14 protein-coding genes are annotated in these 14,639 nt (G+C 57.1%); 11 read left to right on the top strand and 3 right to left on the bottom strand.

Features of this window, described 5'->3' with window-relative positions:
• Positions 1 to 138 precede the first annotated feature (138 nt).
• From QWJ34_RS26155 to QWJ34_RS26145, 3 genes are all read left to right on the top strand, one after another.
• Entirely contained in the window at positions 139 to 561 is a 423-nt protein-coding gene (locus QWJ34_RS26155; protein ID WP_302732055.1) for a MarR family winged helix-turn-helix transcriptional regulator, read from the top strand.
• Positions 562 to 703: 142 nt separating this feature from the next.
• Positions 704 to 1,285: an NAD(P)H-dependent oxidoreductase gene (locus QWJ34_RS26150; protein WP_302732054.1), complete on the top strand. Its 582-nt coding sequence runs from the start codon at positions 704 to 706 to the stop codon at positions 1,283 to 1,285.
• A 144-nt stretch (positions 1,286 to 1,429) separates the two neighbouring features.
• On the top strand, positions 1,430 to 1,792 hold the full coding sequence (locus tag QWJ34_RS26145; protein ID WP_302732053.1) for an MmcQ/YjbR family DNA-binding protein: 363 nt from the start codon (positions 1,430 to 1,432) through the stop codon (positions 1,790 to 1,792).
• Positions 1,793 to 1,902: 110 nt separating this feature from the next.
• Here QWJ34_RS26145 and QWJ34_RS26140 read toward each other — a convergent pair whose 3' ends face one another.
• Positions 1,903 to 3,339: a DHA2 family efflux MFS transporter permease subunit gene (locus QWJ34_RS26140; protein WP_302732077.1), complete on the bottom strand. Its 1,437-nt coding sequence runs from the start codon at positions 3,337 to 3,339 to the stop codon at positions 1,903 to 1,905.
• Between the two features lie 274 nt (positions 3,340 to 3,613).
• Between QWJ34_RS26140 and QWJ34_RS26135 the strand changes: the two genes are divergently transcribed.
• From QWJ34_RS26135 to ric, 8 genes are all read left to right on the top strand, one after another.
• Positions 3,614 to 4,222, top strand: a complete 609-nt coding sequence (locus tag QWJ34_RS26135; RefSeq protein WP_302732052.1) for a TetR/AcrR family transcriptional regulator — start codon at positions 3,614 to 3,616, stop codon at positions 4,220 to 4,222.
• A complete protein-coding gene (locus QWJ34_RS26130) occupies positions 4,219 to 5,439 on the top strand; it encodes a response regulator (RefSeq protein WP_302732051.1) in 1,221 nt (406 codons plus the stop codon). The genes QWJ34_RS26135 and QWJ34_RS26130 overlap by 4 nt, the downstream gene beginning before the upstream one ends.
• Positions 5,440 to 5,459: 20 nt before the next feature.
• Positions 5,460 to 7,217 (top strand): cache domain-containing sensor histidine kinase, encoded by a 1,758-nt coding sequence (locus QWJ34_RS26125; protein ID WP_302732050.1) that lies wholly within the window; start codon positions 5,460 to 5,462, stop codon positions 7,215 to 7,217.
• Positions 7,218 to 7,420: 203 nt separating this feature from the next.
• Positions 7,421 to 8,731, top strand: a complete 1,311-nt coding sequence (locus QWJ34_RS26120; RefSeq protein ID WP_302732049.1) for an ABC transporter substrate-binding protein — start codon at positions 7,421 to 7,423, stop codon at positions 8,729 to 8,731.
• Between the two features lie 96 nt (positions 8,732 to 8,827).
• The gene (locus QWJ34_RS26115; protein WP_302732048.1) at positions 8,828 to 9,760 is read left to right on the top strand and encodes a carbohydrate ABC transporter permease; all 933 of its coding nucleotides are present in this window, start codon (positions 8,828 to 8,830) and stop codon (positions 9,758 to 9,760) included.
• Between the two features lies 1 nt (position 9,761).
• Positions 9,762 to 10,598, top strand: coding sequence for a carbohydrate ABC transporter permease (locus tag QWJ34_RS26110; protein WP_302732047.1), 837 nt, complete (start codon positions 9,762 to 9,764; stop codon positions 10,596 to 10,598).
• A gap of 26 nt (positions 10,599 to 10,624) precedes the next feature.
• Positions 10,625 to 11,764, top strand: a complete 1,140-nt coding sequence (locus tag QWJ34_RS26105) for a glycoside hydrolase family 88 protein (protein WP_302732046.1) — start codon at positions 10,625 to 10,627, stop codon at positions 11,762 to 11,764.
• A gap of 166 nt (positions 11,765 to 11,930) precedes the next feature.
• Positions 11,931 to 12,635, top strand: a complete 705-nt coding sequence (gene ric, locus QWJ34_RS26100) for an iron-sulfur cluster repair di-iron protein (RefSeq protein WP_302732045.1) — start codon at positions 11,931 to 11,933, stop codon at positions 12,633 to 12,635.
• A gap of 96 nt (positions 12,636 to 12,731) precedes the next feature.
• Here the strand turns inward: ric and QWJ34_RS26095 are convergent, their stop codons facing one another.
• Together QWJ34_RS26095 and QWJ34_RS26090 are read right to left on the bottom strand one after the other, a co-directional pair.
• Positions 12,732 to 13,847 (bottom strand): DUF4179 domain-containing protein, encoded by a 1,116-nt coding sequence (locus QWJ34_RS26095; protein WP_302732044.1) that lies wholly within the window; start codon positions 13,845 to 13,847, stop codon positions 12,732 to 12,734.
• Positions 13,834 to 14,367 carry a sigma-70 family RNA polymerase sigma factor gene (locus QWJ34_RS26090; RefSeq protein ID WP_302732043.1) on the bottom strand — a complete coding sequence of 178 codons (534 nt, stop codon included), beginning with the start codon at positions 14,365 to 14,367 and terminating at the stop codon, positions 13,834 to 13,836. Before QWJ34_RS26090 ends, QWJ34_RS26095 begins: the two co-directional genes overlap by 14 nt.
• Positions 14,368 to 14,639: the final 272 nt, after the last annotated feature.

The following is a 14,639-nucleotide window of genomic DNA, read 5'->3' as shown; positions in this document are numbered from 1 at the left end:
AAGGCAGGCTCGCCGGGGCCGGCGGTTCCGCTGCGAACCGCACGGTCTGTTTGGCGGGCGGCACCGATGGGAACGATCATTTTTAAAAAAAAGAATTTCTCTCTTGAAATACATAGACATCTATGTTATTCTTCAAACATGAACCGATACAACGCAGCGGCTTTAATCAGCCGAATCAACGATCAGGCGCAGAAGCTGATCACAAGCGAGCTGGAGAAGCGGGGGATCGAAGGGATTGTCCCGTCTCACGGCGGCGTACTGATGTTTCTGTACCGCAAAGACGAGTTGTCCGTCACCGAACTGGCCGAAGCGATCAATCGCACCCAGCCGACGCTGACCGTTCTGGTCAACAAGCTGGAGAAGCTCGGCTACGTCAAGCGAAGCAAGAGCAGGGAAGACCAGCGCGTTACGCTGATCGGTCTTACGCCGAAGGGGAGAGAGCTGGAGCCGGTGTTCCGCGAAGTATCCGATCTGCTGAACGAGACGCTGTACGGCGGATTGTCCGCAGAAGAAGGAATCGAGCTGGAACGACTGCTGGAGAACGTGCAGGACCGATTTTGAAATACCGGATGCAAATCCGGTTTCAGTGTTTACATAGATATCTATGATATTTAGGTTTGTTTTCATCAAATGTATAGATGTCTATATGATTGGAAAGTTATAACGCTCGCTCAAAAACTCAACTTAACGGAGGTTACCCGCCATGAAACACCTGATCGTTTACGCCCACCCGAACACCGAAAGCCTGAACCGCGCCATTCTCGACACCACCGCCGCCGCGCTGAAGAAACAAGGCCACGAAGTCATCGTCCGCGACCTGTACGAACTGGACTTCCAGCCGGTGCTGAAGCCGCAGGACACCGCCGCAATGAGAGTCGGCGACACGCCGCAGGATATCAAGACCGAACAGGAACTGATTACCCAGGCGGATGCCGTAACGTTTATTTATCCGATCTGGTGGACCGGACTTCCGGCGATCCTCAAAGGCTATATCGACCGCGTGTTTGCGTACAACTTCGCATACCGCAGCGGGGACAACGGCATCGTCAAGATGCTGTCCGGCAAAAAAGGACTTATCATCAACACGCACGGCACGCCGGCGGCTATTTACGACCGGATCGGCATGAGCGACGCTCTGCGCGCCACCGCAACCGTAGGCATCCTCGACTTCGTCGGCATCGAATCCGTCGGCCATCTGCTGTTTGGCAGCATCGGCTATCTGGACGAAGCGGGCTACGCCGATATTCTGCGCCAGGTGGACGAAACGGTCACGAGCGTTTTCTGATCCTATTTATAACACTGCATAATTCTTCAAGCGTCCGCCTCGGCGGGCGCTTTTTGTTTTCGGCTAAATACTCTTTTGGCGCGAACGCATGTTTGATATAATGGTGGAAAGTTATTCCGGACATTGGAAAGGAGCGGCGAAAAGATGGACAAAGAACAAATCATCGCGCACTGCCTGACGTACATGGGCGCTTACGAGGACTATCCGTTCTCCGACACCTGGACCGTGATGCGGCATACCGGCAGCAAGAAATCGTTCGCTTTTATTTACCACCGCGAGGGGCACTGGTGCGCCAACCTGAAATGCGAACCGCTGCGGGCCGCCATGCTGCGCGATCTGCACGAAGACGTCAAGCCGGCTTACCACATGAATAAAGAACACTGGAACACGGTGATCCTGGACGGCGGGCTGGACGAAGAAGATATTTTCGATCTGGTCCGCCACAGCTTCGATCTGACCAAGCCGAAGATTCCGAAGAAGAAGCGGGAGCAGGAAGCGGATTTTTGAAAAAAGCGACCGGCGCCGCAGCAGCGGGTTTGTGGGGATTTCCGCGCCCGGCACAGCAAAAAAAGAACGAATCTGCCGAAGCAGATCCGTTCTTTTTTGTATTTTACAGCTTAACGCGCCTGAACCGGTTTGCCGGCTTCGACGTTTACATGCACAGGTTCATCCGTGCCGCGCTTTACTTTACGGATAAAGAACGACAGGAGCAGGCCGACCGCGCCGATGCCGACAATGACGACATAAGCGTCGTTGATGCCGGCGATCTGGGCCTGCGTCGCGAGGGTCGACGGGTCCGCGCCGCTCGCCATCATATCGGCCGCGTGGGACTTCGCGCGGTCGGACATGACGGTAACGAGCAGCGAAGTGCCGATCGCTCCGGCGACCTGGCGGGTCGTGTTGCTGATCGCGGTGCCGTGCGCGTTCAAGCGCGGCGGCAGCTGGTTCAGGCCGGCCGTCTGGAGCGGCATCATCATGAACGCCATGCCGATCCGCCGCGCGGTGGACATCAGTACCAGGTACGTGTAACTGGTCGTATCGCTCAGGTTGATAAAGCCAAGCGTCGTGCCGATCACGATCGCCATGCCGAACACGGTCAGCCATTTGGCGCCGAACTTATCGAACAGGCGGCCGGTGACCGGCATCAGCAGGCCCATAATGAGCGCGCCCGGCAGCAGCAGCAGGCCGGATTCGATCGCGGTGTAACCGCGGGCGTTCTGAAGATACAGCGGCAGCAGCATCATGTCCGCATACATAATCATCGTAACCGCGATGCTGATGACGGTCGTCAGCGAGAACATGCTGAATTTGAACGCGCGCAGATCGAGCAGAGGAGCCTGCATCTTCAGCTGTCTCCAGGAGAAGACGATCAGGCCGATCAATCCGATCGCGATCATGGACAGAACTTCGGAGCTGGACCAGCCCAGGCTGCCCGCCCGGCTGAAGCCGTACAGCAGCGCGCCGAAGCCGATCGTGGACAGAATCACGCTGACGGCGTCGAACTTGACGTTCATGCGTTGGCCGACGTTGCGCAGATAGATGAAGCCCAGCGCGATCACGATAACCGCCAGCGGAATCATGCCGTAGAACATCGTTTCCCACGAATAATTCTCCAGCACGTAACCGGCCAGCGTCGGTCCGATCGCCGGGGCGACGATAATCGCCAGACCGACCAGGCCCATAGCCGAACCGCGTTTCTCCGGCGGGAACAAGGCCAGGATAACATTCATCAGCAGCGGCATGATAATGCCCGCGCCGGCGGCTTGGATCAGGCGGCCGGTCAGAAGGACCGGAAAGCCGTTCGCCATGGCGGCCACGATCGTGCCGGCCAGGAAAATAATCATCGAGGCCTGGAACAGCTGGCGCGTCGAGAATTTCTGCATCAGGTAAGCGGTGATCGGGATCAGCACCCCGTTGACCAGCAGGTAGCCGGTCGTCAGCCACTGCGCGGTCGCGGCCGTGATGTCGAAGTCTTTCATCAGCTCCGGCGTAGCGACGCTCATCACCGTCTGGTTCAGGGTTGCCAGGAAAGCGCCGAGGATCATGATGAACATGATCGGGCCTTTTTTGGCCGATGCGGTGTCGTTTGCTGCGGTACTGCTCAATTTCTCTCCATCCTCTCATCTGTGTATAGACTTTTTTTACAACGTGTCGGATAATCGACATTGCATAAACAAGATTATAGTCACGACAAACCGCCGCTTACAAGCGACACTTTTACAGAAACCGTAAATTAGTTTGCACAACCGTAAAAAACGTTGTTTAAAATTTGATTAATCGACACTTCGTAGAAAAGTGTAAACCAGAAAAATAAACGGGAGCTAAACGATGACACAATCCGACAAAACCAAAATCGATCCCCGCGTGCTGCGCACCCGAAGCCTGCTCAAGCATGCGCTGATCGATCTGCTTCAAGAAACGGAAGTCGACAAGATCACGGTGAACCGGATCGCCGAGCGCGCCACGATCAACCGGGTCACTTTTTACCTGCACTATCGCGATATCCAGGATATGCTGGAGAAAATGGCCGAAGAGATGGTGGTGGATATCGAACGCGCGCTGACCCGCAAAGTCCAGGAGAAGAAAAAAGGCAGCGAGGACGTGATCCTGCTGGGACTGCTCGAACATATCGCGGAGAACGCCGATTTCTACAAAGTGGTGATCGGTTCCCGGCGCGTGCCCATTTTCCACGAACGGCTCCGGGACGTGTTTGTGCGCAAGATCGGCGACGGCGCCGCGCAGAACAATCTGTCGCGGCACGGCGTGCAAAAAGACGTGGCGACCTGGTTCGGCTCGTCCGCGCTGATCGGCACCATCGCTTCGTGGCTGCATCACGACATGCCGTATTCGCCGCAGTTTCTCGCCCGGCAGTTTGCTCTGCTGTTCCGGGTACAGGGACTTCGCGCGGAAGATCAGGAAGAGGGGGAGTATCCATGAGTTTGATCCGGCTGCTGTTGGCGGACGACGAACCGATTATTCTGCGCGGCTTAAAAAAGCTGCTGCCCTGGGAAGAGCTCGGATTCCGCATTGTGGGCGAAGCCGGCGACGGCGGCGAGCTCCGGCAGCAGATCCGCGAGCGCGATCCGCAGCTGGTCATCAGCGATATCAGCATGCCCGAAGGAAGCGGCATCGAGATCATGCAGGAGTTGAAACGGCAGGGAAAAGGAGTCAAAGTCGTGTTCATCAGCGCGTTCCAGGAATTCGATTACGCGCGCCAAGCGCTGCAGCTGGGGGCGCTCGATTACCTGGTCAAGCCGATCGACAAGCATCAGCTCGAATCGGTCGTGTCCAAAGCCGCGCGCGCCATACGGGAACAAAACGCCGGCGAACGCACGAGGGAAAAGCTGGATTACTACGAGAAGAAAGACCGCATTCAAACGATCGAGCTGCTGCTGGCCGGATTGTGCGGCGGCAGCGCGCAGGCGTTGACGACGCTCGCGGAGCTCGGCGCGGTCGACCCGGATAGACCCTGCGCCGTTTTCGCGCTCGAAATCAGCGAACCGTTCGACGGATCGGGCTGGCGCGAGAGCGAACGGAGCCTGGCCCGCTTCGCTTTGTCCAACGTGATCCGCGAAACGCTGGAACAAAGCGAATATCCGCTGCGCGGACTGCTTTTTCAAAAAGAAGATCGTTTTGTCGTGCTGACCCAGCAGGAAAGCGGAGAAGCGCTGCTGCGCATGACCGGGGAGCTGACCGACAGAATCCTGCTTTATTTGAAACTTCGGGTTGCGTGCGGCGTGGGGGAAGAAGCGGCTCATCCCGGGCTGGCGGAAGAATCTTACCGCTCCGCGCTGGAAGCGCTTGCCGGGAAGAACGCCGCGGGAGCGAACCGGATTGCGGAGCGCATTCACGCTTACATCGACGAACATTACGCCGAAGCGATCACACTGGAAACGATGGCAGCCGATTTCTACATGAATCCTTATTACTTCAGCAGTTTTTTCAAAAAACACGCGGGCCGGAACTTCAAAACGCACGTAACGGAAACGCGAATGAAGAAAGCGCTCGAGCTGCTGCTGGAGTCGGACCTGATGATCTATGAGATCGCGGAGCGCGTCGGCTACAACAACGTCCGGCATTTCAGCGATATGTTCAAGAAAAAGTACGGACAGGTTCCCCAGGATTACCGATCGTCCGGCCGTCCCAAGTCCTGATGCGAAAAGGAGGAGCGTTCTTGCCGCGCTATCGCAAACTGCTGCCCAAAAGCATTTTCGCCAAATTCTCCACGTCGTTTATTCTGGTCGGCCTGGTTCCGCTGTTTGCGCTCAGTTTGTTCTCGGTCCAGACGTTCTCGAATTATGTGACGCGCTATACGACCGGCAACCTGGAACAGATGATTTTGTACATGAGCTACAACCTGAATTCCGCTTTCGGACAGTACGACGATATTTCCAAACTGATGTATACGGGGCGGTACGAAGGGTTCTCGGACAGCATGCGCCGGAATCAAATGTACAATGTGAACGAACTCGAACAAATCAACGCGACCCCGATCGATTCTTTTCTCAAAACGGTGCTTTACAGCGACCCCTATCTCACCGCCGCCTACTTCGTGCGCGAAAGCGACGGCAGGGTCTATTACCAGGAAAGGGAGAACCGAGGGCTGCGGAGCGACGAACTGCCGGTGCGGAGCTGGAAGACGGCGATGCAAAAAGAACCCGCGAAGCTCGCTGTTTTCCCGTCTCATGCCGATCCGTATTTCGTCGGCGCGCAGCGGAGCGTGTTTACCGTCGCCCGCAATCTGATCGACACGTCCGGTCCGCTGACGCGCGAGCCGAAAATTGCCGGGACGCTGTTTTTCGATGTCGATACTTCGTTGTTCCGGCAGTTCCTGGGCGAGCTGTCGCTGGGCGGCGAAGACGAGCTGGTTCTGGTGGACGGCTCCGATCGCCTGTTCTTCAGCCGCCAGGGTGGCGAAGACGCCGTCAGGCGCCTGATCGAAGGCTCCGATCGCGATCTGCTGCTGCTCCAGGAAGAAGTGCCGGTCGTGGGCGGCCGGCTGATTGCGGGCGTGCATCGGACGGCGCTGTTCGAGCAGCTGTTCTCCGCCCGGACCACCGTTTACCTGGCTATTCTGATCTGTTCGCTGGCGCTGATCGTGATGGGCGCGTGGTTCTCCCGCCGTTTGTCTTCGCCGATCCGCCGCCTGACCCGACAGATGACCGTGGTCGAATCGGGCAAACTCGACAAGATGCCGCCGGTCGACAGCGAAGACGAAATCGGCAGGCTGACGCAGGGATTCAACCGGATGGTCGAGCGTCTTCAAGCCCATATCGACGAAGCCTACGTGGCCCAGATCAAGCAGAAGCAGACGGAGCTGAATGCGCTGAAAAGCCAGATCCGGCCGCATTACCTGTACAACACGCTCGAGGTGATCCGGATGAACGCGGTGGACAAAGAAGCGGGCGAAGTGGCCGATATGATCCACTCGCTCGCCAATCAGTTGAAATACGTGATCGATTTCGGCGAAGACCGGGTCGGCCTGGCGACGGAAATCGAGCATCTGCGCAATTATTTCTATATCATTTCGGTGCGCTACGACAACCGCTACACGCTGCGCGTCGATCTGGCGCCCGACGTGCGTCCGGAGTGGCCGGTGCTCAAGCTGTCGCTCCAGCCGATCGTCGAGAATGCGATCCAGCACGGTCTGCGCGGTCTCAAAAAAGGAACGATCGGCGTCTCCGCGGAAAGGCGGGGCGGCGTTCTGTCCATCGCGATCGACGACGACGGCACCGGGATGAGCGCAGAGACGCTGGAGCGGATCGAACGCGCCCTGGACGAGGACAACGTTCCGGGCAAATCGGTCGGACTAAAAAACGTGCACGAACGGATTCGATCGGTATACGGCGAAGAGTACGGCCTGTCCGTCAGCAGCCGCGAAGGAATGGGGACCTCCGTACGGCTCCGGTTTCCGATTCCCGAATTCGAATAGTCGCCGGGACGCAAGAACGGACGAATCGCTCCGTTCTTTTTTTATGCCGACTTTTCACGGTTATTCTTAAATTCACCGCATACGCGGCTTAAAAAAGTTCATTCAAGCGCGAAAATCCGAATGGTATGCTGATTAAAGAAAACGCTTACCGAAAAATCCAACCGGTTTTTCGTTCCGATTATACCGAAAGGGGATTGAAATTCATGACCAAAAGAAACACGCTGACCGCGCTGACGCTGTCCGCCGCTTTGCTGCTGAGCGCGTGCGGAACCGGCGGTTCGGCCCAACGAAGCGGAACCGCGGCAGACGGCGGGGACAAGAAAGTCAGCTTTACGATCGGCTATGCGGCCGGCGACCCGGCCGCGCGCAAAGCGATTGCCGATACGGTGCAGCGCTTCACGGAAGCCAATCCGGAGATCGAGATCAAGGACCTCAGCGAGAATTCGAGCAGCTCTTACCTGGATTGGCTGAAGACCAAAGACGCCGTGGGCGAATTCCCCGATCTGGTCGAGATGCGCGATACCGAAGTGTTTGCCGACGCCGGCAAGATCGTCGAGCTTCCGACCGGCCTGCTGGATCTGTTCGATTCTCCGCCGGAAGTGGAAGGCAAAGTATGGAACGCGCCGCTGGTGCTGAATTCGCCGCAGGGCATCATTTACAGCAAGAAAGCTTACGCCGATGCCGGTATTGGCGAGCTGCCCAAAACGTACGACGAATTTATCGCCGTGCAGGAGAAGCTCAAAGCCGGCGGAATCACGCCGCTTGTAGTCGGGGGCAAAGACATTTTTCATATGGGCTTCTGGGTCAACAAATTCCTGATCGACGATGTGTACGCCGAAGACCCCGATTGGAACTCCAAGAAAACGAACAAGGAAGTCAGCTTCGCCGACGACAACGTCGTACAGGCGATGACCGACTACAAAGAATTGTTCGAAAACTACGTGGACAAAGGCTGGCTCAGCACCCCGGACAACCAGACCGCTTCCATCCTCGTTTCCGGCAAAGCGGCTCAATTGTTCTCCGGCACCTGGATGTTCACGCAGATCGAAGAAGCCGATCCGGGCTTCGAATACGGATTCTACGCCGTGCCGGACCGCCGGGGCAAAGTGAATGTGATCGGGCTTCCTTCGCCGGCCGGCTGGAGCCTGTCCGCCGACGCGGCCAAAGATCCGGCGAAGCAGGAAGCGATCGAGAAATTTATCCGCTTCTTTTTCGAACCCGACCAGTACGCGCAGTATCTGGCGAGCATCAACGGTCTTCCGTCGACCAAAGAAAAGGTGGAATACGAGACCGGCGAAGCGATGCAGGTCGCGCTGGATTTGATGAACGACCCGGACGTTACCAAGTCGCTGGCGATCAACAACTGGTGGGGCGAGAATCTGATTCCGCCGCAGTTCCGCAACTGGTTCTACAAAAAGCTTCAGGAAATGGTGGTTGCAAACGGAGACGTCAAAACGTATATGCGGCAGGTGGACGAAGAGTACGACAATCAGGTCAAAGCCAACGCGCAGTAGGACGCCCGATTGGACAAAGACAAAGCCCGGATACCGGGCGGGCGGCGGAATGGAGTGCTCAAGCGCAAGTTCCGCCTTCAAGAAAGGAGTGGCCGTATGGGAACGCCGGCTTCGACAACCCGGCTTCGCGCCGACGCGCAGAGCCGCGGCAGAAAGAAACGCCTGAATTCGTTCGCCCTGGTCTTTATCCTGCCGTCGCTGATTCTGTACACCCTGTTCGTGATTGTGCCCACCCTGGGCAGCGTGTATTTGAGCTTCACCTCCTGGGACGGCATCAGCGACGATATCCGCTTTATCGGGCTGGCCAATTTCACGGAAATTTGGCATAGTCCGCGCGTGCACAACGCGCTCAAGAATACGCTGATCTTGACACTTAGCCTGGTGGTGCTCGAAAATATCGCCGCGATCGCGATGGCACTGCTGGTGGACAAAGTGCGCTGGTTCAAAAATCTGTTCCGCAGCGTGTTTTACTTCCCGACGCTGCTCAGCGGCGTCGTGATGGGCTTCGTCTGGGCGATGATTCTCAACTACAACTTCGGCGTATTGAACCAGATTCTTCAAGCGGTCGGTCTCGGCGGCTTGACGCTGGACTGGCTGGGCAATCCCCGATACGCCATGCTGTCCATTATCCTGTCCACCGTCTGGAAAGGCGCCGGCTACTACATGATTATTTACCTGGCCGGCCTCCAGGGCATTCCGTCCGAATTGTCGGAAGCGGCGGGCATCGACGGAGCGAACGGCTGGCAGCAGTTCCGCTTTATCACGTTTCCGCTGCTGGCGGGTTCGCTTACGGTCTGCATGGTGCTGTCCATGATCAGCGCCCTGAAGATCTTCGACCAGATCGCCGTTATGACGGACGGAGGGCCGGGATTTGCGACCGAGACGCTGACTTACATTATTTATAAAGTCGGCTTCGGCGAACTTCGGCAGGGCTTTGGAACGGCGCTGGCGATGGTGCTGTTCGTGCTGATCCTGATCGTCACGGTAATCCAGGTGAAGATTCTGCGCAAACGGGAGGTGCAGTACTGAGATGAGTATGCAAAAGCGCAAAAAATTAAGCGATTGGCTGCTGCTCGCCGCCGCGCTGATCGTCGCCGTCCTGTTCTTTTTCCCCATCTTCTTCAATCTGATGTCCGCGTTCAAAAGCAACGGCGAAATCATGCGCGATGCGATCGCGTTTCCGACTTCGCTGTATCTGGAAAATTTCCGCTACCTGCTGACCGAGACCGAGTTCCCGCGCGCCATCGTGAACAGCCTGATTCTGACGTCGGTATCGATCCTGATGCAGATCCTGATTATTCCCATGGCCGGGTACGCGATCGAACGCCGGCAGGCGAGATGGACAAACTTTATTTTCCTGTACTTCCTCGCCGGCATGATGATCCCGTTCCAGGCTTATATGATTCCCCTGTTCAAAGAACTGAAGCTGTTGGGCCTGTACGGCAGCCTGGCCGGGCCCATCCTGATCTACGTGGCGGGCGCGGTGGGCTTCGGGTGCCTGCTCTATACCAGCTTCGTCAAAGGCATCCCGAAAGAAATCGAAGAAGCGGCGGAAATCGACGGCTGCGGCCGGTACGGCATCTTCTGGAAAATCGTGTTTCCGCTGCTCGGGCCGGTCACGGCAAGCATGGTCGTGCTGAACGGGCTGGGCATCTGGAACGATTTCCTGCTGCCGATGCTGGCGCTTCCTTCGGGCGAACCCAAAACGATGGTGGTGGAAATCTACCGCTACATCGGGGAATTCTCGTCGAGATGGGACATGATCTTCGCGGGCACCGCGCTCTCGGTGATTCCGGTCCTGATCGTATTCGTATTTATGCAAAAGTATTTCGTGAAAGGCATCTCGTCCGGCGCGACCAAAGGGTGAGGGAAGACAAGAAGGAGGGGATTTACGTGCTGGATCGATTGAACGATGACGACCGCCTGTGGCTGGACGGGATCTGGGAGAAAATCCAGGTCAAAATGCGTGTCCAAACCGAGCGGGTCGGCAGCAGAATTCCGTATATTCCGGAGAACGGCAGATACCTGGAAGACAAAGCGGAGACCGATATTTACTGGTGGACCAACGGTTTCTGGCCGGGCATGCTCTGGCAGATGTACCGGGCCACGGGCGAAGAAAGGTACAAGCTTCCCGCGGAAGAAGTCGAACGGAAGCTGGATGCGGCGCTCGAAGGGTTTGAAGGGCTGCATCACGACGTGGGCTTTATGTGGATGCACTCCGCGGTGGCGAATTACAGGTTGACCGGCAGTTCCCGTTCGAGAACGAGGGGACTGCACGCGGCCAATCTGCTGGCCGGCAGGTACAATCCGCGCGGCCGGTTTATCCGGGCGTGGAACGACGACTGCACCGGCTGGATCATTATCGACTGCCTGATGAATCTGCCGCTGCTGTATTGGGCCGGACGAGAGACCCGCGACCCGCGCTTCGCCGATATCGCCGTCGATCACGCCGACGCCGCGCTGAAGCATCTGCTGCGCCCCGACGGGTCCAGCGTCCATATCGCCATCCTGGACCCGCATACGGGCGATCTGCTCGAAACGCCGGGCGGACAAGGATTCGAAGCGGGTTCGTCGTGGTCGAGAGGACAGGCCTGGGCGCTGTACGGCATGGCGCTGAGCCATGTTCATACCGGGGAAGACCGGTATTTGCAGGCGTCCAAGCGGACGGCGCATTATTTCCTCGCCAATATCGCGGCTTCCGGCTTCGTTCCGCCGATCGACTTCCGCGCGCCGGCCGAACCGTCGGGCATCGATACGACAGCCGGCGTTTGCGCGGCCTGCGGGCTGCTGGAGCTGGCCGAACTTGTCGGCGGGCATGAACGAGAACTGTATCTGCGTGGAGCGCTGAATATCCTTCGGGCGATCGAGCGGGACTACTGCGATTGGAATCCGGAACGCGATTCGATCGTATCGCACGGAACCGGTTCTTACCACGGGCGAAACGGCGATTACGAGGTGCCGATCATTTACGGGGATTATTTCCTGATCGAAGCCGTGTTGAAGCTGAAAGGGCAGGCGCTGCGGATCTGGTGAAAATCGAATGTTTTTAGGCCGACTGTCGCGAATGTGAAAAATAGTGCTTGAAATCACAAGGTGTATTTTCAAGGCTCCCTATACTGAAAAAGAACAAGGCGGCGCGCCTAAAAGCGCGAGCGTCCTGCAACTTTTACCATTCCAAGCCCATAGGGAGGCCATCTATATGACAACTGCAACGATCAACGAAAACACCTGGGTATCCGATATCGTCAGCGAAATGCCGCGCACCGGAGATTTGTTCCGCGAACTGCGCATCGACTTCTGCTGCGGAGGCAAAATGCCGCTTCAACAGGCTGCGCAGGAGCGCGGACTCGATACGGCCGAAGTGCTGAGCCGCATCGAAGACATCGCGCGCGAAGAAGCGCAGCGCCAGGACATGAAGCCGTCCTCGCTGGAACCCGAAGCGCTGATCGCCCATATCCAGCGCAAATACCACGAAGCCCTGCGCGAAGAACTGCCGGCGCTGACGCCTTACGTCACGAAGCTGGCCCGCGTGCACGGCGGACACCGTCCGTACCTGCTGCGCGTTCAGGAGATCTTCTCGCTGCTCAAAAAAGATCTGCTGGAGCATACCGAAGACGAAGACCGTAACGTATTCCCGCTGCTGACCCGCTACTTCGCTTCCCCTTCCGCGGAAACCGCCGAAGCGCTCAAACCGCATCTGTCGGAGCTGGAAACCGAACACGAAGCAGCCGGCGATCTGCTCAAAGAACTGCGCGAGATCACAAGCGACTTCGTGCCTCCGATGGACGCGTGCGGCACGCACCGCCTGGTGCTGAACCGCCTGGAAGCGTTGGAGAAAGACACGTTCGAGCATATCCACCTGGAAAACAACGTGCTGTTCGATCAGGCGCGCAAAGCGATTTAACGATCAAGCAATCAAGCGTCGTAAACCGTGAACAAAGGCTCCGCGAGAATTCGCGGAGCCTTTTAGCCGTCTGCTCCCGATGCAATAACGAAGCAGTCATTGACCCGCATTCAAATCGATCTTGATCTCCAGATCTTCGAGATAGACTTTCGAAGGATCGTCGCCGAGATACGGCTTCACGACGATATAGTCGGACTCGCTCAGATCGGCGCCGTAGTTGGAGATGCCGGTTATCGCGCCGCCGTCCTGCATGGCCTGTCCGCCCACGACGTCCAGCACTTTGCCCCGATCGTCGACGATCTCGTAGGAGCTGTCCAGCAGCGCTTCGTCCTGCTCCGCGGCGGAAGCATTCTTGTTTTTCAGTTCAAGGGTCGTGCCCAGTTGTACGGTCGAAGCCGTTACGTCCAGCGTATCGATACTCAGCGTATAGCGATCGTCGCTAACCGTCGGCCCCGGATTCAGGTGTACCTCCCGGTCGGTTTCGATGCGTTCGAACGGTACTGTGACTACAAGCGGCTCGACGTTCCCCTGCATCGTAATCGTAATTTTGCCGTCGAAACGTTCGTCCAGTCCGCGTGCTTCGGCGGGATCGAGCGGCATGTTCATCAGCAGGGAATAGGTGCCGTTTCCCCGATCCTGCGGTTCGTCGTAGAAGAATCCGTTCATATCCGGCCTGCCGTCGATGCTCAGGCTGACATTCTGCATCCGTTCTTCCAACTTGTACGTGCTGTCGATGCCGGGCACGGTCAGATCGGCAGCAAAAGCGACACGGGTGCCGTCGAAGATCGTTTCTTTGACTTTGACTTTCATACTGCCCGAGGTTCCCGTCGCTTCAACGAAGGTCCCCTGACTGCGTTCGCCCGCGGTGCGCAGCCCGGCGTCGCCTTCGATCCTGCTGAACAGGCTGCCGATTACGGGAATCTCCCGGATCGTATCGGCCATGACGGGGGAGACGAAGCCCGAAGCGAACAAACCGGCGGAAATAGCGACGACCGAAGCGGCGACGACGACGGTTCGGCGCAAAGCCGAGGAACGCCGTCTTCCTCTTCGCTTCGATGTTTGGACGCTTGCAGGGTCTGCGTCCGGGCGATCCGGCAGGGAAGCGTAAGCGGCGTCGAGACTCGTGCGGACCAGCGGGGAAACAGGCATTTTTGCTCCGGCTGCTTTTTTCAAATTCAGGTCCAACTGCCGTTCGGCGTTAGATCGATTCATAATTCATACTCCCTTTCTTGTGAAATTGAAATTTCTTCATCAAAGCCGCTCTGGCCCTCATCAGTCTCGTCTTGACCGCGCTCTCCGTAAGCTCCAGCGTCTCTGCCACCTGAGCGATGCTCAAGTCTTCGAAATAGTGCAGGATCACGACAACCCGCTGCTTTTCTTCCAATCGGTCCACCGCATCGCGCATATCCACTTCGTCGTAGTCGCTGCTTTTGGAAGCGGCGGCGGGGAAGTCTGCCATCGTTACGGTGCGGCTTCGGCCGCGCAGCAGCGTATGGCATTCGTTGATGAGGATGCGGAAGATCCAGGTCCGGAAAAAGGCGGGGGCCCGCAGCGAGGCGATAGAGCGGTAAGCTTTGAATACCGTTTCCTGCATCGCATCCGCGACATCCTCTTCTTTTCTCAGCATCGACCAGGCCATGCCGTGCAGCGCGTCTTCGGTCTGCCGCATCAGGTCTACAAAAGCTTCGCGATCGCCGTCTCTGGCCCGCAGCACCAGTTCTTCGTTTATCAAAGCGCATCTTCCTTTCTTATATTTGGATGTACCTTAGATGGGCGGGGGCGGAGTTCGGTTACATCGAATATGATATAAAAACCGGCTGCTCGCTATAACGCGAGCAGCCGGTTGGAGTGGTGAGCAGATCCTATTCGTAAAAGAAGTCTTAGGGCTGCGGAAGAAATTCGTTAGCGTACTAGAGTAAAAGGCAGATCAAAACGTCTCCATTTTTTTTCTGCCCCTCCTCATCAAACCGTACGTGAGGTTTTCCCTCATACGGCTTTCCGGTG

Origin of the sequence: Saccharibacillus sp. CPCC 101409 (assembly GCF_030518235.1) — a bacterium.
GTDB lineage: Bacteria > Bacillota > Bacilli > Paenibacillales > Paenibacillaceae > Saccharibacillus.
The sequence above is the reverse complement of the archived record's forward strand: the minus strand, read 5'-3'. Positions and strand labels throughout refer to the sequence as shown.